Source organism: Microbacterium sp. NPDC019599 (assembly GCF_040632175.1).
Classification (GTDB): Bacteria; Actinomycetota; Actinomycetes; order Actinomycetales; family Microbacteriaceae; genus Microbacterium.
Window position 1 is genome coordinate 100,916 of record NZ_JBEYBL010000011.1, and the last position, 26,048, is coordinate 126,963.

General features: G+C 69.9%; 27 protein-coding genes. 4 read left to right on the plus strand and 23 right to left on the minus strand.

Translation table 11 applies throughout. The features are described 5' to 3' along the window. Positions 1–12 precede the first annotated feature (12 nt). Positions 13–432, plus strand: a complete 420-nt coding sequence (locus ABZ477_RS16945) for a rhodanese-like domain-containing protein (protein ID WP_360135572.1) — start codon at positions 13–15, stop codon at positions 430–432. Positions 433–464: 32 nt separating this feature from the next. Here the strand turns inward: ABZ477_RS16945 and ABZ477_RS16950 are convergent, their stop codons facing one another. The 6 genes from ABZ477_RS16950 to ABZ477_RS16975 form a co-directional block, all read right to left on the minus strand. Then, a complete protein-coding gene (locus ABZ477_RS16950) occupies positions 465–1,226 on the minus strand; it encodes a protein phosphatase 2C domain-containing protein (protein WP_360135574.1) in 762 nt (253 codons plus the stop codon). Positions 1,227–1,275: 49 nt separating this feature from the next. Beyond that, entirely contained in the window at positions 1,276–1,710 is a 435-nt protein-coding gene (locus ABZ477_RS16955) for a cytochrome c oxidase subunit 4 (RefSeq protein ID WP_360135578.1), read from the minus strand. A 1-nt stretch (position 1,711) separates the two neighbouring features. Then, positions 1,712–3,472: a cytochrome c oxidase subunit I gene (gene ctaD / locus ABZ477_RS16960; protein WP_360135580.1), complete on the minus strand. Its 1,761-nt coding sequence runs from the start codon at positions 3,470–3,472 to the stop codon at positions 1,712–1,714. A 2-nt stretch (positions 3,473–3,474) separates the two neighbouring features. Beyond that, positions 3,475–4,377: a cytochrome c oxidase subunit II gene (gene coxB, locus ABZ477_RS16965; protein WP_360135582.1), complete on the minus strand. Its 903-nt coding sequence runs from the start codon at positions 4,375–4,377 to the stop codon at positions 3,475–3,477. 188 nt (positions 4,378–4,565) lie between these two features. Next, complete coding sequence (erpA, locus tag ABZ477_RS16970; protein ID WP_360135584.1) at positions 4,566–4,931, minus strand: iron-sulfur cluster insertion protein ErpA; 366 nt, start codon at positions 4,929–4,931, stop codon at positions 4,566–4,568. A gap of 93 nt (positions 4,932–5,024) precedes the next feature. Next, a complete protein-coding gene (locus ABZ477_RS16975; RefSeq protein ID WP_360135586.1) occupies positions 5,025–6,419 on the minus strand; it encodes a dipeptidase in 1,395 nt (464 codons plus the stop codon). Positions 6,420–6,478: 59 nt separating this feature from the next. Here ABZ477_RS16975 and ABZ477_RS16980 point away from each other — a divergent pair, with 59 nt between their 5' ends. Continuing rightward, the gene (locus ABZ477_RS16980; RefSeq protein ID WP_360135588.1) at positions 6,479–7,057 is read left to right on the plus strand and encodes a DUF3043 domain-containing protein; all 579 of its coding nucleotides are present in this window, start codon (positions 6,479–6,481) and stop codon (positions 7,055–7,057) included. A 24-nt stretch (positions 7,058–7,081) separates the two neighbouring features. Here the strand turns inward: ABZ477_RS16980 and ABZ477_RS16985 are convergent, their stop codons facing one another. From ABZ477_RS16985 to dnaE, 5 genes are all read right to left on the minus strand, one after another. Beyond that, positions 7,082–8,101: a quinone-dependent dihydroorotate dehydrogenase gene (locus tag ABZ477_RS16985; RefSeq protein WP_360135590.1), complete on the minus strand. Its 1,020-nt coding sequence runs from the start codon at positions 8,099–8,101 to the stop codon at positions 7,082–7,084. 70 nt (positions 8,102–8,171) lie between these two features. Beyond that, positions 8,172–8,645 (minus strand): transcriptional regulator NrdR, encoded by a 474-nt coding sequence (nrdR, locus tag ABZ477_RS16990; RefSeq protein WP_360135592.1) that lies wholly within the window; start codon positions 8,643–8,645, stop codon positions 8,172–8,174. A gap of 11 nt (positions 8,646–8,656) precedes the next feature. After that, the gene (hisD, locus tag ABZ477_RS16995) at positions 8,657–9,958 is read right to left on the minus strand and encodes a histidinol dehydrogenase (protein WP_360135594.1); all 1,302 of its coding nucleotides are present in this window, start codon (positions 9,956–9,958) and stop codon (positions 8,657–8,659) included. Positions 9,959–10,021: 63 nt separating this feature from the next. Continuing rightward, positions 10,022–11,041: a hypothetical protein gene (locus tag ABZ477_RS17000; RefSeq protein ID WP_360135596.1), complete on the minus strand. Its 1,020-nt coding sequence runs from the start codon at positions 11,039–11,041 to the stop codon at positions 10,022–10,024. 66 nt (positions 11,042–11,107) lie between these two features. After that, a complete protein-coding gene (gene dnaE / locus ABZ477_RS17005; RefSeq protein WP_360135598.1) occupies positions 11,108–14,626 on the minus strand; it encodes a DNA polymerase III subunit alpha in 3,519 nt (1,172 codons plus the stop codon). 361 nt (positions 14,627–14,987) lie between these two features. Here dnaE and ABZ477_RS17010 point away from each other — a divergent pair, with 361 nt between their 5' ends. Then, positions 14,988–15,611: a vitamin K epoxide reductase family protein gene (locus ABZ477_RS17010; protein WP_360135600.1), complete on the plus strand. Its 624-nt coding sequence runs from the start codon at positions 14,988–14,990 to the stop codon at positions 15,609–15,611. Between the two features lie 33 nt (positions 15,612–15,644). On the opposite strand, the gene ABZ477_RS17015 is transcribed toward ABZ477_RS17010, so the two are convergent. Beyond that, complete coding sequence (locus tag ABZ477_RS17015) at positions 15,645–16,214, minus strand: GNAT family N-acetyltransferase (protein ID WP_360135602.1); 570 nt, start codon at positions 16,212–16,214, stop codon at positions 15,645–15,647. Between the two features lie 62 nt (positions 16,215–16,276). On the opposite strand from ABZ477_RS17015, the gene ABZ477_RS17020 reads away from it, so the two are divergent. Further along, the gene (locus tag ABZ477_RS17020) at positions 16,277–16,759 is read left to right on the plus strand and encodes an NUDIX domain-containing protein (protein ID WP_360135604.1); all 483 of its coding nucleotides are present in this window, start codon (positions 16,277–16,279) and stop codon (positions 16,757–16,759) included. A gap of 147 nt (positions 16,760–16,906) precedes the next feature. Here ABZ477_RS17020 and ABZ477_RS17025 read toward each other — a convergent pair whose 3' ends face one another. The 11 genes from ABZ477_RS17025 to ABZ477_RS17075 all read right to left on the minus strand — a co-directional run bounded on the left by ABZ477_RS17025 (position 16,907) and on the right by ABZ477_RS17075 (position 25,988). After that, the gene (locus tag ABZ477_RS17025) at positions 16,907–17,830 is read right to left on the minus strand and encodes an RluA family pseudouridine synthase (protein ID WP_360135606.1); all 924 of its coding nucleotides are present in this window, start codon (positions 17,828–17,830) and stop codon (positions 16,907–16,909) included. 2 nt (positions 17,831–17,832) lie between these two features. After that, entirely contained in the window at positions 17,833–18,393 is a 561-nt protein-coding gene (lspA, locus tag ABZ477_RS17030; RefSeq protein ID WP_360135608.1) for a signal peptidase II, read from the minus strand. Between the two features lie 9 nt (positions 18,394–18,402). Then, positions 18,403–18,987 (minus strand): DivIVA domain-containing protein, encoded by a 585-nt coding sequence (locus ABZ477_RS17035; protein ID WP_360135610.1) that lies wholly within the window; start codon positions 18,985–18,987, stop codon positions 18,403–18,405. Positions 18,988–19,144: 157 nt separating this feature from the next. Further along, on the minus strand, positions 19,145–19,444 hold the full coding sequence (locus ABZ477_RS17040; RefSeq protein ID WP_360135612.1) for a YggT family protein: 300 nt from the start codon (positions 19,442–19,444) through the stop codon (positions 19,145–19,147). Between the two features lie 4 nt (positions 19,445–19,448). Then, positions 19,449–19,925: a cell division protein SepF gene (sepF, locus tag ABZ477_RS17045; protein WP_360135614.1), complete on the minus strand. Its 477-nt coding sequence runs from the start codon at positions 19,923–19,925 to the stop codon at positions 19,449–19,451. A 45-nt stretch (positions 19,926–19,970) separates the two neighbouring features. Beyond that, positions 19,971–20,654, minus strand: coding sequence for a YggS family pyridoxal phosphate-dependent enzyme (locus ABZ477_RS17050; RefSeq protein ID WP_360135616.1), 684 nt, complete (start codon positions 20,652–20,654; stop codon positions 19,971–19,973). Positions 20,655–20,663: 9 nt separating this feature from the next. Further along, positions 20,664–21,803, minus strand: coding sequence for a cell division protein FtsZ (gene ftsZ, locus ABZ477_RS17055; RefSeq protein WP_360135618.1), 1,140 nt, complete (start codon positions 21,801–21,803; stop codon positions 20,664–20,666). 183 nt (positions 21,804–21,986) lie between these two features. Then, the gene (locus ABZ477_RS17060; protein WP_360135620.1) at positions 21,987–22,955 is read right to left on the minus strand and encodes an FtsQ-type POTRA domain-containing protein; all 969 of its coding nucleotides are present in this window, start codon (positions 22,953–22,955) and stop codon (positions 21,987–21,989) included. 4 nt (positions 22,956–22,959) lie between these two features. Continuing rightward, positions 22,960–24,363 (minus strand): UDP-N-acetylmuramate--L-alanine ligase, encoded by a 1,404-nt coding sequence (gene murC / locus ABZ477_RS17065; RefSeq protein ID WP_360135622.1) that lies wholly within the window; start codon positions 24,361–24,363, stop codon positions 22,960–22,962. Between the two features lie 62 nt (positions 24,364–24,425). Continuing rightward, on the minus strand, positions 24,426–24,833 hold the full coding sequence (locus tag ABZ477_RS17070; RefSeq protein ID WP_360135624.1) for a hypothetical protein: 408 nt from the start codon (positions 24,831–24,833) through the stop codon (positions 24,426–24,428). Between the two features lie 51 nt (positions 24,834–24,884). Continuing rightward, positions 24,885–25,988 (minus strand): UDP-N-acetylglucosamine--N-acetylmuramyl-(pentapeptide) pyrophosphoryl-undecaprenol N-acetylglucosamine transferase, encoded by a 1,104-nt coding sequence (locus tag ABZ477_RS17075; RefSeq protein ID WP_360135626.1) that lies wholly within the window; start codon positions 25,986–25,988, stop codon positions 24,885–24,887. Positions 25,989–26,048 lie beyond the last annotated feature (60 nt).

Genomic DNA, 26,048 nt, shown 5'->3' on the forward strand with positions numbered 1-26,048 from the left:
AGCGTTGAGGGCATGACTGAAGCGATCGACTACTTCTCCGCCAGGCTCCGCAACGAGACGGACGCCTCCGACGTATATGCCGCTCAGAACGCCGGCGAGGAGTTCGTCTTGGTGGACGTGCGCGGCGACGAGGCGTGGGCGCAGGGGCGCATCGTGGGGGCCATCCACATGCCGTACCGCGATATCGCCGAACGCGCCCCCGTCGAACTCGACCGGGCGGTCCCCGTCGTCGTCTACTGCTGGAGCCCCGGGTGCAATGCCGGCACCAAGGGCGCGCTCGAGTTCGCCAAGCTCGGGTACGCGGTGCGCGAGATGATCGGCGGATACGAGTACTGGATCCGCGAGGGGCAGCCGACCGAGAACGACGAGGGCGCCCTCCCCCGCGTCTTCGATCCGCAGGTCATGGTCGTGCGTGCGCCCGTGCAGGTCTAGGACGGCCCGGCCAGCCCGTCAGTCGGGCCCCGTCAGGCCGACTCGAGGTCCCAGAGCCCATCGAACTGCGGGTCCACCGCCGCTGAGCCGGTGAGCACGTCCTCCGGCCACGGCTCGCTGTCCGCGACGACATCGCACACGACCGCCGTGACGTCGTCACGCGAGCCCGCCTCGACCGCGACCCGCACGATCCTCTCAGCGGCCGCCTCCGCGGTTCCCTCTGCCAGCAGGGCGCCCAGCACGTCGTCAGGCACGTAGTCGGTCACGCCGTCGCTGCAGAGCAGCCAGCGGTCGCCCAGCGCCGCGTCGACCTCGGTGAAGGCCACGACGTCGTGCTCGGCACCGCGCAGCGAGGCCGTGATGACGTTGCGCTGAGGATGGGATGCCGCGTCATCCGGCAGCACGACGCCGCTTTCGACGAGCAGCTGCACGAAGGAGTCATCGCGGGTCTGGCGCGACAGCATCCCGTCTCGCAGCAGGTACGCCCGAGAATCGCCCGCGTGGGCGAGCAGCACGCCGCCCGAGACTCCCGCGAACAGTCCCGTGAAGGTCGTGGCCATCCCGTCGCAGGCGGGATCCGCGAGGATCCGGCCGCGCAGCTCCGCATTGGCGCGCGCGAGGAGCAGCGCGACCTCGTCGAGCTCGAGCGGCGTGGAGGATCCCGATGCGACGAGCCGCACGAGCACGCTGGACGCGATGTCGCCGGCGGGTCCGCCGCCGACCCCGTCCGCGACGGCAGCCCCGTACCGGGTCGCGAAGGCGCCGTCCTGATTGACGTCGTGCAGAGGGCTCACACGCGAGTCAGCCCCGGCCCGGAGGCCGAGGCTGACGCTGCGACTGCGCTCAGCGGGCGAAATAGCCGCGGTAGTACTCGTAGACCCAGCCGACGATCGCGACGACGAAGACGCCGATGCCGATCGGGAAGAGCCAGGTGCCGACCGCGAGCCCGAGGATGCCGAGCGATGCGGAGAAGGCGAGGACGATGGGCCACCACGACCACGGGCTGAACTCGCCGAGCTCAGGGTCTCCGTCGTCGATGTCGGCGGTCAGGACGTCTTCGGGAAGCTCGCCCTGCTGCGCCTTGTGCACCTTCCCCAGGTAGAACGCGATGAGCGCGGCCATGAACGCCGTGAAGAGCAGCGCGACCGTGCCGACCCACTCGACTGCGCGGACGAAGTCGAGGTCCGGGTGCGCCAGGACGCTCCAGATCGTGTAGACGACGGCGACGGCCAGGAAGAAGACCGACAGCAGCCACCAGAGCCCGGTGTTCGTGCGCACGTTACTTCACCTCTCGCGAGTCGAGGTCGACAACCGGGGCTTCGGGCGCGTCCTTCGCCGGGCCGACGCCCACGGGGATGCCCGCCTCGGGGTGGTTCAGGTCGAACGCGGGGCGCTCGCTGCGGATGCGCGGGATCGACGTGAAGTTGTGCCGCGGCGGCGGGCAGGACGTCGCCCACTCGAGCGACGAGCCGTAGCCCCACGGATCGTTCACGGTGACCCGGGGCGCCTTGCGCGCCGTGATCCACACGTTGAAGAGGAACGGGATCATCGACGCACCGAGGATGACGGCACCCACGGTCGAGACCTGGTTCTGCCACGTCCAGCCGTCGGCGGCCGAGTAGTCGGCGTAGCGGCGGACCATGCCGTCCACGCCCAGCCAGTGCTGGATGAGGAAGGTCATGTGGAAGCCGATGAACAGCATCCAGAAGTGCACGTAGCCGAGGCGCTCGTTGAGCATGCGGCCCGTCCACTTGGGCCACCAGAAGTAGAAGCCCGCGAACATCGCGAAGACGACCGTGCCGAAGACGACGTAGTGGAAGTGGGCGACGATGAAGTACGAGTCCGACAGGTGGAAGTCCAGCGGCGGCGACGCGAGGATGACGCCCGTGAGACCACCGAAGACGAACGACACGAGGAAGCCGAGGGCGAAGACCATCGGCGTCTCGAATGTCACCGATCCTCGCCACATCGTGCCGATCCAGTTGAAGATCTTCACGCCCGTCGGCACGGCGATGAGCATCGTCATGAGCGCGAAGAACGGCAGCAGGACAGCGCCCGTGACGTACATGTGGTGCGCCCACACGGCGACCGAGAGGGCCGCGATGGCGATCGTCGCGTACACGAGGGTCTTGTACCCGAAGATCGGCTTGCGACTGAAGACCGGGATGACCTCGGAGATGATGCCGAAGAACGGCAGCGCGATGATGTACACCTCGGGGTGGCCGAAGAACCAGAAGAGGTGCTGCCACAGCAGCACGCCGCCGTTTGCCGGATCGTAGATGTGGGCGCCGAGCACGCGATCGGCCGCGGCGGCGAGGATCGCGGCGGCGAGCACGGGGAACGCCATCAGGATCAGGATGCTGGTCACCAGCGTGTTCCACGAGAAGATCGGCATCCGCCACATCGTCATGCCGGGCGCACGCATCGTGATGATCGTCGTGATGAAGTTGACGGCGCCCATGATCGTGCCGAAACCGCTCATGCCGAGGCCGAGCATCCAGAGGTTTCCGCCGACGCCCGGCGAGAAGCTCGCATTCGCGAGCGGCTGGTAGGCGAACCACCCGAAGGCGGCGGCGCCCTGCGGCGTGAGGAAGCCGGCGACGGCGATCGTGGAGCCGAACAGGAAGAGCCAGAACGCGAAGGCGTTCAGACGCGGGAACGCGACGTCCGGCGCACCGATCTGCAGCGGCAGGATCGCATTCGCGAATCCCGCGAACAGCGGCGTCGCGAACATGAGGAGCATGATCGTGCCGTGCATCGTGAAGAGCTGGTTGTACTGCTCTTTCGTGGGCACGATCTGCATGCCGGGCTCGAACAGCTCGGCGCGGATGATGAGGGCCATCACGCCGCCGAGCAGGAAGAACAGCACGGACGAGATCAGGTACAGGTAGCCGATCGTCTTGTGGTCGGTGGAGGTGATCCACTTGACGATGATGTTGCCCTTCTGCTCGACGCGCGAAGCGCTGAGCAGGGCTGCCTGGCGAGGAGGCATCGTGGTGGGACGGCTCTGCGTCTCCTGAAGAGGAAGCGTCGTTGCCATGATCAGTCGTTCCGTTCCTCGTCGGTGGTGGTCTCACCGGTGCCGGGCAGGTTTGTCAGGCGGTCGTACTCGTCGGTGATGTCGCCCGTCTGGCCCTTGTCGCGCAGGGAGGCGAGGTAGTCCTCGTACTCCCCCTCGCTCACGACCTTGACGTTGAAGAGCATCGCCGAGTGGTACTCGCCGCAGAGCTCGGCGCACTTGCCGGCGTACGTGCCCTCGCGCGTCGGCGTGAACGACCAGTAGTTGTCACGCCCGATGTACATGTCCTTCTTGTAGAGGAAGTCGATGATCCAGAACGAGTGGATGACGTCGCGCGACTGCAGCTCGATCTTCACCGTCTTGTCGACCGGGAGGTAGAGCGTCGGGAGCTTCTCCTGGTCGACGTCGCCGTTGGGTGCCGGCTCGGCCTGCACGCCCATCGACCAGACGGCGTCCGAGCCGTCCTCCTCGTCGCCGTTGTACTGGAAGTCCCAGGCCCACTGCTTGCCGATCGCGACGATCGACACGTCGGGGTTCTCGGTCTGGGTCTCGAGGATCGCCTGGTCGCGCGCCGTGAAGGCGAAGAAGCCCACCACCAGGATGAACGGCACGATCGTGTAGAAGATCTCGATCGGCATGTTGTAGCGCAGCTGGACCGGCAGGCCCGACTGTCCCTTGCGGCGGCGGTAGACGATCGCCGCCCACCCCATGAGACCCCACGTGATGACGCCCACGACGAGCAGGACGATCCAGGAGTTGACCCACAGGCCGGCCACCATGTCGGTGTGGTTCGTCGCCGGCTGACCGTCCTCGGTGAAGCCGGGAAGGAACCCGTGGAGCTCGGTCGGGGTGCATCCGGCCAGGACGGCTGCCGCTGCGATCCCAAGGGGAACGAGGGCCCAGCGGAGACGACGTTTCGAGGGCACAATGCACCTTTCCGGGTCGCGAACAGGACTCTGGCCAGTCTAGGGCAACCTCCCACGGGATTCAGGCCAAACGGCCAGCCAGCGCGCCCTTCGAGGCGCGTGAACAGGCCCTTCCGGGGGTACGCCAGACGCCCCGAACCACGTCGTGGTCGGGGCGTCTGGAGGGCCTCGCGAGAGGCTCGGATCCCTTAGTGGAAGCTGTCGCCGCAGGCGCAGCTGCCGGCGGCGTTGGGGTTGTCGATCGTGAACCCCTGCTCCGAGATCGTGTCCTTGAAGTCGATGGTCGCACCATCGAGGTACGGGACGCTCATGTCGTCCACGATGACCTCGACGCCGTCGAAGTCGACCGTCTTGTCGCCGTCGAGATACCGCTCGTCGAAGTAGAGCTGGTAGATCAGGCCGCTGCAGCCGCCGGGCTGGACGGCGACGCGCAGGCGCAGGTCGTCGCGGCCCTCCTGGCCGAGCAGGCTCTTCACCTTGTCGGCTGCAGCGTCGGTGAGCAGCACGCCGTGGGCGCGCGCGGTCTGGTCGGTAGACAGTGCGGTGTCGGTCATGGCTCTCCTCGCGATTCGCGGTCGCTCCGGACGGAGCGGATGCCTCGATTCTACGATGCCGGGCAGGGAAGAGGCTCGGAGCCCCTCGCGCGCCTAGAGCGCCCGTGCGTCGAGCTTCTCGAGGAGCAGCGCCTCGGCCACGAGGGCGTTGCGGAACGTCTCGAGGTGCAGCGACTCGTTGGGGCTGTGCGCGCGGGCGTGCGGGTCCTCGACGCCGGTCACGAGGATCTGCGCCCCGGGGAACTCGCGCACGAGATCCGCGATGAACGGGATCGAGCCGCCCACGCCCAGATCGACGGGGTCGACGCCGTACGCGTCCGCCAGGGCGTCGCGCGCCTCTTCGACGGCCCATCCGCTCGTGTCGACGAGGAAGGGATTGCCGAACTCGTGGCCGGAGAACTCCAGGTGCGCGCCGAACGGCGCGTGGGCGCGCAGGTGCGTCTCGATCGCGGCGTACGCATCCTTCGCGTCCTGGCCGGGGGCGACGCGGGCGCTGATGACGACCGTGATCTCGGGCGACAGCGTGTTGGAGGCGTTCACGACGCTCGGCGCGTCGATGCCCGTCACGGTGATGGACGGCTTGTTCCAGATCCGGCTGAGGATCGTGCCGCGGCCGATCGGGCTCACGCCCGCGGGCAGCCCGGCCTCGTCGCGCAGCGTCTCCTCGGTGTACTCCGGGGTGTCGGCATCCCGCTCGGTGAGGCCATCGACCGCGACGGCGCCGTCCTCGTCCCACAGCGTGGAGAGGAGCTTGAGGGTCGCCATCATGGCGTCGGGGACGGCGCCGCCGAACATGCCGGAGTGGGACGCGTGGTCGAGGGTGCGGATCTTCAGGCGGAACTTCGCGTTGCCGCGCAGCGAGACGGTCAGCGCGGGGGTGCGGGCATCCCAGTTGCCGGAGTCGGCGACCACGATGACGTCGGCGCGCAGCGCGTCGGCGTGGTCGGACAGGAACTGTGCGAAGGACAGCGACCCGGCCTCCTCCTCGCCCTCGAAGAACAGCGCGACGCCGAGATCGAGGTCGTCGCCGACGACTTCCTTGACGGCACGGAGCGCGCCGATGTGCGCCATGATGCCCGCCTTGTCGTCGGCGGCGCCGCGGCCGTAGAGGCGCCCGCCGCGCACCGTCGGCTCGAACGGAGGCGATTCCCAGAGGCTCTCGTCGCCGACCGGCTGCACGTCGTGGTGGGCGTACAGGAGGATCGTCGGCCGGCCGTTGCGCGCCGGGCGCGACGCGAGGACGGCGGGCATGCCGCGCTCCCCCGTCTCGGGGATCGCGGCGTCGGCGATCGCGACGGTCTCGAAGAGGCCCGTGCCCTCGACGAGGGCCTTGACGGCCTCCGCGCTGCGCCTGACGGGCGCCGGGTCGAATCCGGGGAACGCGATCGACGGGATCCGCACGAGGTTGCCGAGATCGGCGAGGGCTGACGGGATGCCGGCGGTCGCGGCATCCCGCACCGCATCTGCCCGGGAGAGCTCAGAGGTCATGCGGGTAATCTTAAGTGCAGCCCCCTTCTCCGCACTCTCCGCACTCTTCGAGGTACCCCGTGGCCAAGACACCCGACGCCCCTTCGAGCGACGCACCGTCCGAGGGGACCGTGCTCAACGGCGTCCCCGCGAACAAGGGACGCGCGACTCCCACTCGTGCGGAGCAGGAGGCTGCGCGCAAGCGTCCGCTCGTGCCCGACACGAAGGAGGCCAAGGCTCGCGCCAAGGCCGACCTGGCGGCGCAGCGCGACAAGGCGCGTGCCGGCATGGCCGCGGGCGACGAGCGCTACCTGACGGCGCGCGACAAGGGTCCGCAGCGCCGGTGGGTGCGCGACTGGGTCGACTCGGGCTGGCACCTGGGCGAGGCCGTCATGCCCGCGATGGTGCTCGTCATCGTCCTGACGTTCATCCCCGTCGCAGCCATCACGTACTACTCGTTCATGGGCCTTTGGCTGTTCATCTTCCTCGTGATCGGCGACATGATCTGGACGTCCGTCCGCGTCAAGCGCCTCGCGAAGGCGAAGTGGGGCGACAAGACCGAGAAGGGCCTCGGCTGGTACGCCGCGATGCGCTCGATCCAGATGCGCTTCCTTCGCCTGCCCAAGCCGCAGGTCTCGCGCGGCAAGCGCCCCGCCTGATCCCGCCCGGGCCCGGGCCCGGGCTCAGCGCGCGAGGCCTCGGTTGATCTGCCGCGCCCACAGCGGCCCGCGGTAGAGGAATGCCGTGTAGCCCTGCACGAGGGTGGCTCCGGCATCCCTGCGCTCCTGGACGTCGGCGGCCGTCTCGACGCCTCCCGCGCTGATGACGCAGAAGTCGTCGGGCACTGCGGCGCGGACGCGTCGGAGCACGTCGAGCGCGCGCTGCTTGAGAGGCGCGCCGGACAGGCCGCCCTCCCCCGCCGCCGCGACGACCGCGGGGTCGGTTGCGAGGCCGTCCCGCGAGATCGTCGTGTTCGTCGCGATGATGCCGGCGAGGCGCGTCTCGACGGCGAGCTTCGCGATCGCGTCGATCTCGTCATCCGGCAGGTCGGGGGCGATCTTGACCAGGAGCGGAGTCAGTCCCGCCGCGGCGCGCACGGCCTCGAGCAGTGGGCGGAGCGTCTCGACGGCCTGCAGGCCCCGCAGACCGGGCGTGTTCGGCGACGACACGTTGACGACGAGGTAGTCGGCGAGGGGTGCGAGCAGGCGTGCGCTCGTGACGTAGTCGGCTGTGGCTTCGGCGACGTCGACGACGCGGCTCTTGCCGATGTTGACGCCGATGACGGCCCGGCGCCGGCGGCGCCGCACGCGGCGGAGGCGTGCCGCCGCGGCCTCGGCGCCGCGGTTGTTGAAGCCCATCCGGTTGACGACCGCGCGGTCGGGGATGAGCCGGAACAGGCGCGGGCGCGGATTGCCCTCCTGCGGGATCGCCGTCACCGTTCCGACCTCGACGTGCCCGAAGCCCAGTGCATACAGGCCCGCGACGCCCTTCACGTCCTTGTCGAAGCCCGCCGCGACCCCGAACGGCGAATCGAAGTCGCGACCGAGCGCGCGGACGCGCAGCGACGGCGCCGGCTTGGTGACGGCCCGCGCCGCCCACGAGAAGGGCGGGACGCCGAGGACACGGATGACGGCCATGGCGGCGTGGTGCGCCGTCTCGGGATCCATGCGCGACAGGAAGGTGCGGAAGAGGAAGGGATACATCCCCTCCAGGCTACCGATCCGGCGAAGCGACTCAGGAGCGCAGCGGGCCGGTTCAAACCGCTCGGGGGCGTCAGGACTCGCGCGCTGCCCGGCCCCCCGCGTGGTCGGCGCGCAGCTGGGCGATCGCGGCGTCGAAGTCGTCGAGCGAGTCGAACGCCTGGTAGACGCTCGCGAACCGCAGGTAGGCGACCTCGTCGAGCTCGCGGAGCGGCCCGAGGATCGCCAGTCCGATCTCGTTGGTGTCGACCTGCGACGAGCCCGTCTGCCGCACGGCCTCTTCGACGGTCTGCGCGAGCACGGCCAGGTCGCCCTCGGTGACGGGCCGGCCCTGGCACGCCTTGCGGACGCCCGACATGACCTTCTCGCGGCTGAACGGCTCGATCACGCCGGAGCGCTTGATGACGTTGAGACTCGCCGTCTCGATGGTCGAGAAGCGGCCGCCGCATTCGGGGCACTGGCGACGACGGCGGATGCTGAGACCGTCGTCGCTCGTGCGCGAGTCGATGACCCGCGAGTCGGGGTGGCGGCAGAACGGGCAGTGCATGGTCCGGAAGCCTACGCCTCGAATCGGGCCTCGACGGCCTCGCCGTGGGCGGGGAGGTGCTCCGCGTTCGCGAGCGCGACGATGCTCTCGCGCACGGCGCGCAGGGCCTCGAGGTTGTACTCGACGACCTGCTGCGGCCGCAGGAACGTCACCGCAGACAGCCCCGACGCATAGCGGGCCTGACCGCCCGTCGGCAGGACGTGATTGCTCCCGGCGAGGTAGTCGCCCAGGCTCACGGGCGAGTACGAGCCGACGAACACGGCTCCCGCGTGCACGAACTCCTCGGGGCGCGGGTCGGCGAGGTGCAGCTCGAGGTGCTCGGGCGCGTAGGCGTTGCTGAACGCGGTCGCCACGTCGAGATCGTCGACGAGGACGATGGCCGACTGGGGACCCCGCAGCGCGGCCGCGACGCGCTCTGCATGGAGCGTCCGCGCCGCCCGGCCGGCGGTGTGCGCCGCGACGGCGTCGGCGAGCCGCTCGGAGTCGGTCACGAGGACCGCGGCGGCCTGCTCGTCGTGCTCGGCCTGGCTGATCACGTCGGCGGCGACGAGCTCGGCGTCGGCGGTGTCGTCGGCGACGATGAGGATCTCGGTCGCGCCGGCCTCGGCATCCGTCCCCACGAGCCCCGCGACGGCGCGCTTGGCTGCCGCGACGAAGTTGTTGCCGGGTCCCGTCACGACGTCGACCGGCGCGAGGTCGAGCGACGGCACGCCGTGCGCGAAGGCGCCGATCGCGCCCGCACCGCCCATCGCGTAGACCTCGTCGACACCGAGGAGGGATGCCGCGGCCAGGATCACGGGGTGCACCCGGCCGTCGAACTCGCGCTGCGGCGGTGAGGCGAGGGCGACCTCCGCGACGCCGGCGACCTGGGCCGGCACGACGTTCATGACGACGCTCGACGGGTAGACGGCCTTGCCGCCGGGCACGTACACGCCGACGCGGCGCACGGGCTGCCAGCGCTGCGCGACGCGCGCGCCGGGTCCGAGCTCCGTGACGGTGGGTGCGGGGACCTGGGCTGCGGACGCGAGACGCACGCGCTCGATCGCCTGCTCGAGCGAGGCCCGCACGGTCGGGTCGAGCTCCGCCAGCGCCTCCTCGAGGTGCGCGGCCGGGACGCGGACGGCGTGGCCGGAGACTCCGTCGAACTTCTCGGCCTGCGCGCGGAGGGCGGACTCGCCGTCCGTCGCGACGTCGTGGACGATGGCGGCCGCCGCCGTCAGCGCCTGCTCGCGGGCGGCCGTCGCACGGGGGACGGTCGCGAGGAGTTCGGCGGGAGTGAGCGCGCGGCCGCGGAGATCGATCGTGCGGAGCATCCGTTCACGATATCGTGCCGCGGTGTGCGTCCCGTCCGCGCCGCGGGCCGGGCTCAGGCTCACTCAGCCCCGCGTGATGTCGCTGACGTCGTGCAGGTAGCCGACGCGGCCGTCCTCGTGGCGGACGACGAAAAGCTCGCCACGGTCCTCGATGACGAGCGCCCAGGCGGTCGGCCCGACGCGGAAGATCGGCACGCCCTGCTCGTCGACGACGTCGCGCTCCTCCGGCGCGAGCGCCCAGAAGGCCTGCTGGCGCACGGGCTCGGGCTGGGCCGCGGCGGGCGTCTCGTAGACGGCCGTCTGAGGCGCCCACGACTCCTCGGGCGCGGGCTCGGCGCGGTAGGGCTCCTCATACGGCGACGCGTACGGCGTGTACGTGTCGGCCGGCGCCTGCTCGGGCTGGGGCTCGGCGATCGGAACGGGCACAGGGCGCGGCTCGGGCGCAGGACGGGCGACGATGGGGCGCAGTGGCCGCGCACTGCGGTGGGCCGCGACCTCAGGCCGGTGCCGGAAGTCCTCGCAGAGCACCGGGATGAACGGCGCGAAGACCGTCAGCACGACGCCGGCGACCATCAGGACGAACTCGAGCCACATGACCCACGAGCGGACCCACGGGCCGCCGTCGGCGACGTATGCGACCGTCTCCCAGATGTACGACAGCCAGACGACGGACGAGACCGAGAACGCGACGGAGGCGAACTGGTCGATGCCGAGCGAGCCGACGCGGCGGATGCCCGTCGGCGATAGCCGGCGCAGGATCAGCAGGAACACGGCCACGGTCGGGACCGCGATCGTCAGGATCCACGCGAGGCCCGACGTCCACAGGGAGTCGAACCGCAGAAGGCTCAGCGAGAAGAACGAGGTGACGAACGCGAGGAGCCAGACTCCGAGGATCACGACCTCGCGGATCGAGAAGGGGCCGATCCCGTACTGGGGCGGCACCTCCGCGGGGTCGGCGACGGCCGGGACTTCGGCGAGCGTCGGCAGTTCGTCGGACGTCACCTCCGTCTCGACCAGGGGTGCGTTGTCGTCCAGCTGCTCGTCGGCCACGATCATCCCTCCCGGCGCCCTCGGGTGGCGCAACGTGCCGATCCTACTCGGGGCCCGTGAGACGACGATGAAGACCCGCCCACGGCGCTCGAGGTCGATTCAGCCGAGGCACTGCGGGCCGAGGAGACCCTTGAGCTCGCCGTAGAGATCCGCCGTGATCGAGACGGGGTGCGGGATCTCGAAGACCTTCGCGACCGCCCCGGAATGGAGCTTCATCGTGACCTCGGTGTCTCCGCGGTGGCGTTGCAGCGTCTGCAGGAGCTCGCCGATGACGGCCTCGTTCGCGCGCCGCTCCGGCAGGACCAGGACAAGGGCGCCGGACTCCTCCATCGGGCCGAGATCCGGCGCGAAGGCGGACTGCGCGTGCAGGTTCATGCCGTCGTCGCGGCGGGAGACGCGACCGCGGACGACGAGGATCGAGTCGGCCTGCAGCATCGAGGAGAACTCGGTGTAGGTCTTGCCCATGAACATCACGGTGATCTCGCCGTCGAAGTCCTCGACCGTGATCATGCCGTACGGATTGCCGCTCGCCTTGGCGACGCGGTGCTGCACGCTCGTGACGAGCCCTGCGATCGTGACCTGATCGCCGTCGCCCACGTCCTCAGAGGCGAGGAGGTCGTGGATGCTCGTCGAGGCGTGCTTCGCGAGCGGGATCTCGAGCCCCGCGAGCGGGTGATCCGAGACGTACAGGCCGAGCATCTCGCGCTCGAACGCGAGCTTGTCCTTCTTCGTCCACTCGGGCCGCTCCGGGACCTTCGCGGGCATGATCTCCTCAGCCTCGTCGTAGAGGCTGTCGAAGTCGAAGCCGATCGCCCCGGTCGCGGCCTTGCGCTTGGTCTCGACGGCCGCCTCGGTCGCGTCCTCGTGGATCTCCATGAGCGCTCGGCGGGTCGAGCCCAGCGAGTCGAAAGCGCCCGCCTTGATGAGGGACTCGACCGTGCGCTTGTTGGCGACGTGCAGCGGGACCTTCGTGAGGAAGTCGTGGAAGCTCGCGAAGGTGTCATCGGCGCGGGCCGCGACGATGCCATCGACGACGTTGGCGCCGACGTTGCGCACGGCTCCGAGTCCGAAGCGGATGTCCTCCCCGACGGCCGCGAAGTACCGGATCGACTGGCCGACGTCCGGCGGCAGCACCTTGATGCCCATGCGACGGCACTCGTTGAGGTACACCGCCATCTTGTCCTTGGAGTCGCCGACGCTTGTGAGGAGGGCTGCCATGTACTCGGCCGGATAGTGGGCCTTGAGGTACGCGGTCCAGTACGACACGAGGCCGTAGGCGGCGGAGTGCGCCTTGTTGAAGGCGTAGTCCGAGAACGGGAGCAGGATCTCCCACAGCTTCTGGACGGCGTCGTCCGAGTAGCCGTTGGCGTGCATGCCCGCCTGGAAGCCCTCGAACTGCTTGTCGAGCTCGGACTTCTTCTTCTTGCCCATCGCGCGACGGAGGATGTCGGCCTGACCCAGGCTGAAGCCGGCGACGCGCTGGGCGATGGCCATGACCTGCTCCTGATAGATGATCAGGCCGTAGCTCGTGTCGAGGATGTCGGCGAGCGACTCCTCGAACTCCTTGTGGATGGGGGTGATCTCCTGCTGGCCGTTCTTGCGCAGCGCGTAGTTGATGTGCGAGTTCGCACCCATGGGACCGGGCCGGTACAGCGCGATGACGGCCGAGATGTCCTCGAAGTTGTCGGGGCGCATGAGGCGCAGGAGCGAGCGCATCGGCCCGCCGTCGAGCTGGAAGACGCCGAGCGTGTCACCACGGGAGAGCAGGTCGTACGAGCCTGCGTCGTCGAGCCCCAGGTCCTCGAGCACGAGGGGCACGCCGCGGTTCGCCTCGATGTTGTCGAGGGCATCGTTGATGATCGTGAGGTTGCGCAGCCCCAGGAAATCCATCTTGATCAGGCCCAGGGATTCGCACGCGGGGTAGTCGAACTGCGTGACGATCTGCCCGTCCTGCTCGCGGCGCATGATCGGGATGATGTCGATGAGCGGCTCGCTCGACATGATGACGCCGGCGGCGTGCACGCCCCACTGCCGCTTGAGGTTCTCGAGTCCGACGGCCGTGTCGAAGACGGTCTTCGCCTCGGGGTCCGTGTCGATGAGCGCCCGGAACTCGGAGGCCTCCTTGTACCGGGGATGCTGGGGGTCGAACATGCCCTCGAGCGGCATGTCCTTGCCCATGACGGCCGGCGGCATCGCCTTCGTGAGCTTCTCGCCCATGCTGAAGGGGAACCCGAGGACGCGACCCGCGTCCTTGAGCGCCTGCTTGGCCTTGATCGTGCCGTACGTCACGATCTGCGCGACGCGCTCGTCGCCGTACTTCTCGGTGACGTACTGGATGACCTCGCCACGACGGCGGTCGTCGAAGTCGACGTCGAAGTCGGGCATCGAGACGCGGTCGGGGTTGAGGAACCGCTCGAAGATGAGGCCGTGCTGGAGCGGGTCGAGGTCGGTGATCTTCATGGCGTACGCCGCCATCGAGCCCGCACCCGAGCCTCGGCCGGGGCCCACCCGGATCCCGTTGCGCTTGGCCCAGTTGATGAAGTCGGCGACGACGAGGAAGTAGCCCGGGAAGCCCATCTGCGCGATGACCCCGGTCTCGTACTCGGCCTGCTTGCGGACCTCGTCGGGGATGCCGTTCGGGTACCGGTCGTGGAGGCCGTTCTCGACCTCCTTCACGAACCAGGACTCCTCCGTCTCGCCGTCGGGCACGGGGAATCGCGGCATGTAGTTGGCGCTCGTGTCGAACTCGACTTCGCACCGCTCCGCGATGAGGAGCGTGTTGTCGCACGCCTCGGGGTGGTCGCGGAAGATCTGGCGCATCTCGGCCGGCGTCTTGACGTAGTAGCCGTCGCCGTCGAACTTGAACCGCTTGGGGTCGTCGAGCGTCGAGCCCGACTGCACGCACAGCAGGGCCGCGTGGCTGTTCGCGTCGTGCTGGTGCGTGTAGTGCAGGTCGTTGGTCGCCACGAGCGGGATGCTGAGATCCTTGGCGATCTTCAGGAGATCGCCCATGACGCGCCGCTCGATGGACAGGCCGTGGTCCATGATCTCGGCGAAGTAGTTCTCCTTGCCGAACAGGTCCTGGAACTCCGCCGCCGCCGCGCGCGCCGCGTCGTACTGCCCGAGGCGCAGCCGGGTCTGGACCTCCCCCGATGGGCAGCCCGTCGTGGCGATGAGCCCATTGCTGTACTTCTGCAGCAGCTCGCGGTCCATTCGGGGCTTGAAGTAGTAGCCCTCCATGCTCGCGAGCGAGGACAGGCGGAACAGGTTGTGCATCCCCGTCGTCGACTGCGAGAGCAGCGTCATGTGGGTGTACGCGCCCGAGCCCGACACGTCGTCGTCGTTCTGCTCCGGCGTGCCCCAGCGCACGCGCGCCTTGTCGGCGCGGTGCGTGCCGGGCGTCACGTACGCCTCGATGCCGATGATCGGCTTGATGCCGGCTTCCTTCGCGTTCTTGTAGAACTCGTAGGCGGCGAATGTGTTGCCGTGGTCGGTCACGGCGATCGCCGGCATCTCGAGTCGCACGGCCTCCTGCACCATGGACCCGATGCGGGCCGCTCCGTCGAGCATCGAATACTCGCTGTGCACGTGCAGGTGTACGAAGGAGTCGGCTGCCACGCTACGAGTCTATGGACGGCTCCGGACACGCCGGTCGCCGAGGCGGCGGGTCTGCCGACCCGGCATCCCGAATCGGCTCACCTTCACCTGAAGGGTGAAGGTCCGGAGTTCTCCAGGCGCCTAGAGCTGGCTGCGTGCGTCCGGGTTGCCGCTCATGTCCACTCCCACCAGTGCCGACAGCGCCATGTCTCACCGAGCCGATGAGGATGCCGGCGACGCTGCTGATGGCCGACATCACCCGGGCGGGTTCATGAAGTCTACGACGCGACCCCTGCCCGCGCGGCGGGCCGGGTGCCTCCGAATCCGATTTCCACGGCCATCCGGAATGCGCCGCGGCGTCGGCGACGAGCACACTGACACAATGACGTCTGCAGCTGCCGTCGCATCACCGGCGACCGTGCGCCCTTCGCGCGGCCTCGCCGTCTTCTGGATCGTCGCGGGACTCTTCGGGGTCGCGACATCCTTCCTGCTCTACCTCGAATACGTCGGTCAGCTGACGGGTGCAGACCCGATCGTGTCGTGCAGCTTCAGCCCGATCGTCACGTGCGGGCCGAACCTGCTCTCCCCTGGCGGCAACCTCCTCGGATTCTCGAACTCGATCATCGGGGTCGTCCTGTTCTGGGGCCCGGTGTACGCCGGCGTGAGTTCGCTCGCGGCCCCGGGCGGCATGCGGCGCTGGTACTGGCGGGTCTACAGCCTCTTCATCGCGGGCGCCTTCCTCTTCGTCCACTTCCTCGCCTACCGCAGCGTCTTCGAGTACGGGTCACTGTGCCCCTGGTGCATGACGGTGTGGCTCGCGACGATCCCGCTGTTCTGGTTCACGGTGAGCTGGACGCTGCGCGAAGGCGTGTGGGGCACGGGCGCGGGGACCCGCCGGGTCGGCGCGGCGGTGTACTCGTGGGCGCTCCTGCTGACCGTCCTCGACTACGCCGTCATCGCGATCGCGGCGCAGCTCCGCCTCGACGTCATCGGCTCGCTCTTCTGACGCAGAGCCATCCGAGCCGCTCCGCGGTCGTCATCAGCGCAGGTCGAGCCGCATGAGGACGCGCGGGAAGCCATTGAGAACCGAGCTCGTGTCGGCGGCGCGGCGGAACCCGGCCTTCTCGAACAGCGCCCGCGTCCCGACGTACGCCATCGTGAGATCGACCTTCGCACCCTTGTTGTCGACGGGATAGCCCTCGACGGCCGGCGCGCCGCCCTCGCGCGCGAACTCGACGGCTCCCTCGAGCAGAGCGTGCGAGATGCCCTCGCCGCGATGGCCCGGCCGCACGCGGATGCACCAGACCGACCAGACGTCGAGGTCGTCGACGTGCGGGATCTTCCGGTTCGTCGCGAACGACGTGTCGGCGCGGGGATGCACAGCGGCCCATCCGACGACCTCGTCGCCGTCGTATGCCAGGACCCCCGGCGGGCCCTGCTTCATGAGCCGCTGCACGGCGCGCCAGCGATCCGTCTTGTGCAGCGCGACGTTCTCCTTCGCGGGGAGCCGGTAGCTGAGACACCAGCACACGTCCGCGTCGGGCCTCTTGGGCCCGACCATGGTCTTCACGTCGGCGAACACCATCGCGGGCTGCACCTCGATCGACATGTCCACACTCTGCCCCCGGCATCCGACATCGGCCACCCCTCCGGCAGCCCTATCGTGAAGGCATGCCGATCCCCGATTTCATCGTCGAGCTGCGCAGCAAGATCGGCGCCCATCCGCTCTCGCTCGCGGGGGTGACCGCGGTCGTGCTGCGCGGCCACGAGGTGCTGCTGGGGCGGCGCAGCGACAACGGGGTCCTCACGCCGATCACGGGCATCGTGGATCCCGGTGAGGAGCCTGCCGATGCCGCAGTGCGGGAGACCCTTGAGGAGGCGGGCGTCGTGTGCCGCGCCGAACGGCTCGCGTGGGTGCACCAGATCCCCCGCGTCGTGCACGCGAACGGCGACCAGGCCGATTACCTCGACCTCACGTTCCGGTGCGAGTGGATCTCCGGCGACCCGTACCCCGCCGACGGGGAGATGACCGAGGTGGGCTGGTACCCCGTCGAGCCGCTGCCCGACCTCGGCGACGACATGCGGCAGCGGATCGTCGCGGCGCTGTCGGCGGACGGCCGGACCCGCTTCGAGGGAGGCGCGAAACCGTTCTGACCCGGCGAATGTCATCCCCCCGCCCAGCTGTTCGGAGAACGGAGGCCAAGCCCTGACCTGACCCGGTCAGTCGCCCCGCAGCACCTCGAGTGCGTGTTCGTGTCTCGATACGGGCGCAGAGCGCCCTACTAGACAACCGGCTTCGTCTCAAGCTTCATCGCGGAGTACACGCAGTGCGTGTTCGAGGTCGGCAGGGTATTCCGACCGGAACGTCACCCAGTCCCCCGTGGCCGGATGCGCGAACGACAGCTCGTGCGCGTGCAGCCACTGGCGCGTGAGCCCGAGACGGGCGGACATCGTCGGGTCGGCGCCGTAGAGCGGATCGCCGACGCAGGGATGCCGGTGCGCGGCCATGTGCACGCGGATCTGGTGCGTGCGGCCCGTCTCGAGATGGATCTCCAGGAGCGAAGCGCCGGGGAAGGCCTCGAGGGTCTCGTAATGGGTGACGGAGTCCTTGCCCGTGGGCGTCACCGCGAACTTCCACGAGTGCGTCGGGTGGCGGCCGATCGGCGCGTCGATCGTGCCCGAGAGGGGATCGGGATGCCCCTGCACGACCGCGTGGTAGATCTTGTCGACCTCGCGCTCCTTGAAGGCGCGCTTGAGCGCCGTGTACCCGCGCTCGGTCTTCGCGACGACCATGAGACCGCTCGTCCCGACGTCGAGCCGGTGGACGACGCCCTGGCGCTCGGCGGCCCCGGTCGTCGCGATGCGGAACCCTCCGGCAGCGAGAGCGCCGAGCACGGTCGGTCCCTCCCAGCCGATCGACGGATGTGCCGCGACGCCGGCCGGCTTGTCGACGACGACGATGTCGTCATCGTCGTACGCGATGCCGAGCTCCGGGACGTCGACCGGGATGATCTCGGGGTCGCGGCGCGCCTCCCACTCGACCTCGAGCCATGCGCCCGCTCGCAGCTTGTCGGACTTCGCGAGGCTCCGCCCGTCCATGCGGACTCCGCCCGCGTCGGCGATGTCGGCCGCGAAGGTGCGCGAGAACCCGAGCATCTTGGCGAGCGCGGCATCGACGCGCAGTCCATCGAGCCCGTCCGGGACGATGAGGCTCCGGGAGTCCACGATCAGTCGGCGTCTTCCGCGGCCGGGGTCGCTTCGGCCTCCGCCTGCTTGCGCGGGCGGGTTCCGTCCAGGTGCGGGCCGGCCAGGACGAGCAGAGCGACGGCGATCATCATCGAGACGATGAAGATGTCGGCGACGTTGTAGATCGCGGGCATCATCCACGGAGTGTTGATGAAGTCGACCACGTGGCCGACCGGGAACCCGGGCTCGCGGAACATGCGGTCGGTGAGGTTGCCCAGGACACCGCCGAGCAGGAGGCCCAGGGCGACCGCCCACAGCCGGGACCGGACACGTGTCGCGGCGAGCCAGACGATGATGGCCGCGACGACCGCGAGGGCGATCGTGAAGATCCAGGTGACGCCCTCACCCATCGAGAACGCGGCCCCGGGGTTGCGGATGAGATAGAAGATCAGGAAGTCCCCGATGACGTGGACCGGCTCCTCGGGCGGCAGGTTCTCGATCGCGAGGTACTTGGTGAACTGGTCGGCGGCCAGCACCAGCACCGCGAGTGTCGCGATGATGATGCCGGCCTCCGCCTGACGAAGGGGGGCTCGGCCTGTCAAAGGCTGGGCCTAGAGACCGATGGCCGACACCGGCGCGGGGCCGGAGGCGTTCGCCGTCGTCTCGAGGTCGCGCAGGTGGCCTTCGATGTAGGTGCGCAGCTGCTGACGGTAGTCGCGCTCGAAGTTGCGCAGCTCGGTGATGCGGCCCTCGAGGGTCGCGCGCTCGCGCTCGAGGCGCGCGAGCTCGTCGCGGCCCTTGGCCTCGGCGTCGGCCACGATCGATGCAGCCTGCGCCTGGGCGTCGGCGACGAGCTGGTCGCGCTTGGCGCGGCCCTCGGCGACGTGCTCGTCGTGCAGGCGCTGGGCGAGCTCGATGATGCCCGCGCTGGCCGCGGCGGGCGGAGCACCGGCGGGGGCGGGGGCGGGGGCCTCTGCGACGGGCGCAGGAGCGGGTGCGGGGGCGGCTGCGGCGGGCGCGGCGCCGGACTCGAGTTCGGCGACCCGGGCCTTCAGCTCTTCGTTCTCCGCGATGGTCTTGCGCCACTCGACGACGATCTCGTCCAGGAAGTCGTCGACCTCGTCCGGGTCGAAGCCCTCCTTGAACCGGACGTGCTGGAACTGCTTGGTGACGACGTCATCGGGGGTCAATGCCATTGTGATTCCTCTTTCGAGCGCTCAGGTCGCCGGCTTTCGGAGCGGTTCGCCCCTGGGGCGGGCGGACCGTCCCAGGAAAGCATAGTCGCCGCACTTTGGAGGTGCGAGGTCGCGCGACCCGGTTCGAAACGGTCTCGCAGGTCGGCGCGGAAGTTCGTCAGCCGGCGATCGAACGGGTGATCGAAAGCAGGACGAGACACAGCAGCATCGTGATCGCGAAGCCGAAGTCGAGGGCGATCTGACCGACGCGCAGGGGCGGGATGAGACGGCGGAAGAGCTTCAGCGGAGGGTCGGTGACGGTGTACACGACCTCGGCTGCGACGAGACCCGCACCCCGTGGACGCCATTCCCGGTTGAAGAACGGGATCCAGTCGAGGATGAGCCTCACGAGGAGGAACAGGACGTAGACGAGCAGGAGGGCGTTGAGAACCCCCGCGATGACGCGGACGGCGTCCACGGTGCTACGGCGCGAACGGGACCGACTCGGCGTCGGGCTGCGCCACCGAGCCGTCGCCGGAGACGTTGACGCTCTCGGGCGAGAGCAGGAACACCTTGCTCGTCACCCGCTCGATCCGGCCGTAGAGGCCGAGCGAGAGTCCGCTCGCGAAGTCGATCAGGCGCCGCGCGTCGGCGTCGCTCATCTGCGAGAGGTTGATGATGACGGGGATGCCGTCACGGAAGTTCTCGGCGATCACCTGCGCGTCGCGGTACTGCTTGGGGTGCACCGTCAGGATCTCGCTGATCGCGGCCGGCGCGGGCTGGCGCACGACGGCGGGTCGATGCAGGGGGGTCACGGGCGCCGCGGGCTTCTCCACCGGCTGCACCGCCTTTCGGCTCGACGGCTGGGGGCCTCCTGAGCTCGTCGAAGGGTCCTCGTAGACCTCTTCCTCGTCGGCGAGGCCGAGATACACCATGGTCTTCTTGAGCGGGTTCGACATCGCATCCTCCGTGTGGGCTCGCCGTCTTGCTCGTCTCTACCGAGGCTAGCCTCGGGGAGGCCTCGGTCCTGTGATTGCAGAGCCGATGCGCAGGTGTGTCGCACCCGCGGCGATCGCCTCGGCGAAATCCGCCGTCATCCCGGCCGAGATCCAGGTCGCTTCCGGCGCAAAGAGGCGCACGCGCGCCCCGCTCTCGGCGAGGCGCTCGAAGGCGGGGCCGGGCGGCTCGTCCAGCGGCGCGACGCCCATGACGCCGCGCACGCGCAGGGTCGCGCACGACGCGACGTGCTCCGCGAGCCGCTCGACGTCGTCGGGCGCGACGCCGCCGCGACCGGGGTCCTCCGTGAGGTTCACCTGCAGCAGGACGTCGAGGAGCGGCATCCCCTCCCCTGCCGCGTCGAGCGCGTCGGCGAGGCGTGCGCGATCGACCGAGTGGACGACGGATGCCGCAGCCCGGATCGCCCGCGCCTTGTTGGTCTGCGCCTGACCGATGTAGTGCCACGCGAGTCCCTCGCGGGGGCCGACTTCGCGGGCCTTCGCGGTGAGCTCCTGCTGCCGGTTCTCGCCGAGGTCGCGCACGCCGAGCTCGTACAGCTCGTCGACGAGCGACGCGGGGTGGAACTTCGTCACGACGATCCTGGTCAGCGCACGCGGATCGCGGCCCGCCGCGTGTGCGGCGTCCGCGATCCGGGCGTCGACCTCGGCGAGACGGTCGGCGAGGTCGGTCACGTCGCGTGGTTACTTCAGGAAGTCGGGGATGTCGAGATCATCGTCCCCGAACGTCGAGTCGAAACCCGAATCGGTCGAGACGCTCACCGACACCGGCTCGCGGTCGAGCTCCTTCACGACCTCCTCGGCGGACGTCGTCGGCAGCGCGGGCGCCACGGGGACGACGCGCGCCGTCGTGATGGGCTCCAGGCGCGCCTGCGGTTCGCCGCCGTCGAAGCCCGCCGCGATGACGGTGACCCGCACCTCGTCGCCGAGCGTGTCGTCGATGACGGTTCCGAAGATGATGTTCGCCTCGGGGTGCGCGGCCTCCTTGACGAGCTGCGCCGCGTCATTGATCTCGAAGATGCCGAGGTTCGACCCGCCCTGGATCGACAGCAGGACGCCGTGCGCGCCTTCGATCGAGGCTTCGAGGAGCGGCGATTCGACGGCGAGCTCCGCGGCCTTGATCGCCCGGTCGGCGCCACGCGCCGAGCCGATGCCCATGAGTGCCGAGCCTGCGCCCTGCATGACGGACTTGACGTCGGCGAAGTCGAGGTTGATGAGACCCGGCGTCGTGATGAGGTCCGTGATGCCCTGGACACCGGCGAGGAGCACCTGGTCGGCCGTCGCGAACGCCTCGATCATCGAGATGCCGCGATCGCTGATCTCGAGGAGGCGGTCGTTCGGCACGACGATGAGGGTGTCGACCTCTTCCTTGAGGCGTGCGACGCCCGTCTCTGCCTGCTGCTGGCGGCGGCGGCCCTCGAACGAGAAGGGCTTCGTGACGACACCGATGGTCAGTGCGCCGATCGACTTCGCGATCTTCGCGACGACGGGCGCGCCGCCCGTGCCGGTTCCACCTCCCTCGCCCGCCGTGACGAAGACCATGTCGGCGCCGCGCAGGGCCTCTTCGATCTCCTCCGCGTGGTCCTCCGCGGCACGGCGACCCACTTCGGGATCGGCGCCCGCGCCGAGCCCGCGAGTGAGCTCGCGGCCCACGTCGAGCTTGACGTCGGCGTCGCTCATGAGGAGCGCCTGCGCGTCGGTGTTGATCGCGATGAACTCCACTCCGCGCAGGCCGAGGTCGATCATGCGGTTGACCGCGTTGACTCCACCGCCGCCGACACCGACGACCTTGATCACGGCGAGGTAGTTCTGGTTCTGGCTCATGCCGGCCTCCGTCTTTCCCGAACCCCGAAACCTTCAACCTCTAGTAGAGGTATAAAGAATTGCCCGGTATGCAATTCCTGATTTCGAAGGTAAGCGGGAGCCCCCGCCGCACGCGGAGCCGCTTGGGCGTGTCGCGACATCGCGATCGACATCCGTCCGGTCGACGGGGTGATCCGCTTCGGGTCAGCGCACGACGACGGCGTGCGGCGACGAGACGTCGTACGCGCTGACCGTCTCGGGAGGGCGCTGCTTCATGACCTTCTCGAGCACGAGGGCCTTCATGGCGGAGTCCTCCGCGCTCCCCCACACGACGTCGCAGTTCGAGCCGCCGAGGGTCAGGGTCACGTCGTCGGCGGTGCTCGCCGAGATCGCGGTCACCTGATCGCGGATGGACGCCGGGAGCGTCCGCATGACCTGTCCGACCGCCTCGAAGGCCGGCGAGTCCGTGCCGCCCGAGATCGTGAGGAGCGGCCGGCCCGGCGCGGGCGTCTCGGTCGTCGAGAGGGCCACGCCCGCGGCATCGACGAGCGTGTAGCCCGCGCGTGACCGGACGAGTCCGATCGGGAGCCGCTCGACGATGCGCACGACGAGCTCGTGCGGCGGACGCGCCTCGAGCGAGTACGACTGGACGAGCGGGAACGCGATGAGCGCGGCCTTGACGGCGCTCTCGTCGACGAGCGGCAGCGGCGTGCCGACCTGATCCGCGAGGGCGTCCTCGACGGCGGCGGGATCCAGGAGCGAGGTCCCGACGACCGTCACGCGCTCGACGCCGAAGAGCGGGCTGTACGCCGCCGCGAGCGTCGTGAGGACGAGGAGCAGGACGGATGCCGCGACCCCGAGCCACAGCATCCGCCGACGTCGCTGGCGCACCGTGAAGCGGCGCACCTCCGCGCGAAGAGCGCGGCGGCGGGCGCGGGCGGCGCTCCACACGTCACGGAGGCGGACGGGGTCATCGTCTTCCTCGGGAGGCGTGACCATCGGGATGACGGGCGCGAGCGACTCCTGGTCGGGCGGCGAGACGATGACGCTCGGCGCGACCTCGACGCCCTCGGGGGCGGGCCGCTCAGGCTCGCCCTCCGGCTCCCGCTCCTTCTCGCGCTCGTCCGCGGCGGCCGGGCGGGCCGGCGGCGGAAGCGGAGAGGGCCGACGCACGCGGCTACTCCCCCGGCGCCGTCCGCGCGAGCGCGTCGAGCACCTGCGGGATGATCCGGTAGACGTCGCCGCATCCCAGGGTCACGACGAAGTCGCCGTCGCGCGCGACGGAGGCGGTGTAGTCGGCGGCGGCCTGCCAGTCCGCGACGTAGTGGACGTGCGAGGCGTCGTGGAACGCGCCGCTGACGAGCTCACCCGTGACGCCCGGGACGGGATCCTCGCGCGCCCCGTACACGTCGAGCACGATCGTGTGGTCGGCCTGCTGCTCGAGCACCTCGGCGAACTCGCGGAACATGTGCTGCGTGCGGGAGTACGTGTGCGGCTGGTGGACGGCGATGATGCGTCCCGCGCCGACGACGGTGCGTGCGGCGCTCAGCGCCGCGGCGACCTCGGTCGGGTGGTGCGCGTAGTCGTCGAAGACGCTCACGCCGCGCTCCACGCCGTGCAGCTCGAAGCGGCGCACCGTGCCGGAGAAGCCCTCGACGGCGCGGACGGCGGGCTCGAGCGCGAACCCGAGAGTCAGGAGCACCGCGACGGCGCCCGCGGCGTTGACCGCGTTGTGCTCTCCCGGCACGAGGAGCCGGCCCGCGGCCGTCTCGCCGCGATAGGTCAGCGTGAACGAGACGGGGCCTTCGGTGCGGATGTCGCCGACGCGGACGTCTGCGGCATCCGACGTCCCGAATGTCAAGACGTTCGGATGCGTGAGGCTCGACGCGACGCGGAGCGCGCCGGGGTCGTCCGCCGAGATGACGACGGCCTCGCGCGCCTCGTTCGCGAAGGTCGCGAAGCCGGCGTAGAACGCCTCGTCACTGCCCCAGTGATCGAGGTGGTCGGGGTCGACGTTCGTGATGAGGGCGATCGACGTGTCGTACAGCAGGAACGTGCCGTCCGACTCGTCGGCCTCGATGACGAAGAGCTCGTCCGCGCCCGTTCCGCTCGACACGCCGAGCTGGGCGATGACGCCGCCGCTCACGAAGCTCGGGTCGGCGCGGAGCGACTGCAGCGCCGTGACGATCATCCCCGTCGAGGTCGTCTTGCCGTGGGCGCCGGCGACCGACACGAGCCGCCGGCCGCCGATGAGCCAGTAGAGGGCCTGCGAGCGGTGGATGACCGGCATCCCCCGCTCCTTGGCCGTCACGAACTCGGGGTTCTCTGGCCAGATGGCGCCCGTGTGGATCACGGTGTCGGCGTCGCCGAGGTTCGCGGCGTCGTGACCGACATGGACGCGCGCGCCGAGCGCAGCGAGATCGCGCAGCGCCTGGCTGTCGGCGCGGTCGGAGCCGGACACGCGGATGCCGCGCTCGAGGAACATGCGGGCCAGGCCCGACATGCCCGAGCCGCCGATTCCGATGAAATGCGCGGCTTCGATGGTCTCGGGAATGGGGAGGCTCAGGTCGGGTCTGATCATGACCCGACAAGTCTAGGTTGGGGTTCCCGAGCAGGTGCGCAGGCCCTCCGCGCGCCCGAGCCTCACTCCATCGGCTCGTCGGTGCAGGTGCCCATGTCGTCCATCGAGACGGCGTCGGGGCATAGGGCGTGCGACCAGCCCCCGCCGAAGCTGTCCTCCGACATGTCGGTGAAGACCTCCCACCCGCCCTGCGGCAGGATGCGGTAGTAGGTCGTGATGGGGTCTCCCTCGACCGTCGGGGCGACGACGACGAGCTCGGCGCCGTCGTCGCCGGCATCCGCGACGCAGTCGAGCGCGTCGGACGGGATGCTGTCCCCCTGGTCGAGCTCGACGGTGCCGCAGGACGGCAGCTGTGCGCGGCTCTGGAACTCGGCCGGACCGTCCGTCGCCTGTGCGGCCGGCGTGCAGCCGGTCGATCCCGCCATCGCGACGATCGCAGCGACGGCGAGCGGAATGCGGATCGCGTTCATGACTCCTCCTCGAGCCCTCGACCTGAGAGTGTCGACGCGCGACCGATCGTCTCAGCCCGCGAGCGCGGCGTCGATCATCGCGACGACGTTCTCGGTGCCCGTGCGGGTGCCGACGGTCTCTGCGGCGATGCGCATCGCCGCGAGGCGCGTCTCGTCGCCGAGGAGCGGCACGATGTCGCTGCGGACGCGGTCGGCGGTGAACTCGTCGTCGGGGATGAGGAGAGCCGCACCCGCACGGACGGCCGATCCCGCGTTGAGCGCCTGCTCGCCGTTGCCCACGGCGTACGGCACGTACACGGCGGGGATGCCGAGGGCGCTGACCTCGCTGACGGTGGCGGCACCCGACCGCGACACGATGAGCTCGGCGAGGGCGAAGGCGAGGTCCATCCGGTCGACATAGCGCCGCAGCGCGTAGCCGGCCGCTTCCGGGTCGGCGAGCTCGGACTTCTCGCCCGTCACGTGCAGGAGCTGCCATCCCGCGTCGAGGACGTCCTGCCACGCCCCGCCGAACGCGTCGTTGAGGCGCTGTGCGCCGAGGGATCCGCCGAAGACGAGGAGTGTCGGCCGGGCGGGGTCGAGCCCGAAGTGCTCCGCCGCCTCGGCGCGCAGCGCGTCGCGGTCGAGCGTCACGATCTCGCGGCGGAGCGGCATCCCGACCACCGTGCTGCGCTTGAGCGGCGTGCCCTCGAACGCGACGCCCGTCCCGGCTGCGCGGCGCGCGCCCAGGACGTTGGCCAGGCCCGGCCGCGCGTTCGCCTCGTGCACGACGAACGGGACGCGGGCACGGCTCGCCGCGACATAGGCGGGCGCCGAGGCGTAGCCGCCGAACCCGACGACGACGTCGACTCCGCGCGTGCCGAGGTGCTCGCGCACCTGGCCGACGGCGCGGCGGAAGCGCGCCGGGAACGCCGCGGCGGCGCGGTTCGGCCGACGCGGGAACGGCACCTTGTCGACGAAGAGCAGCTCGTAGCCGCGCAGGGGCACGAGGCGCGCCTCGAGCCCTTCGCGCGTGCCGAGCACGAGGACCTCGGCGTCGGGCTCGCGCTCCCGGAGGGCGTCGGCGACGGCGAGGAGCGGATTGACGTGGCCGGCCGTGCCGCCTCCTGCCAGGAGGTACGTGCGGGGGTTCGAGGCGGCGTCGGGCGCGTTCGTCACCTCGGAATCTTCGCACGCGCCGGGCGCGGCATCCGCACCGGGCGCATGTGCGCGGACTCC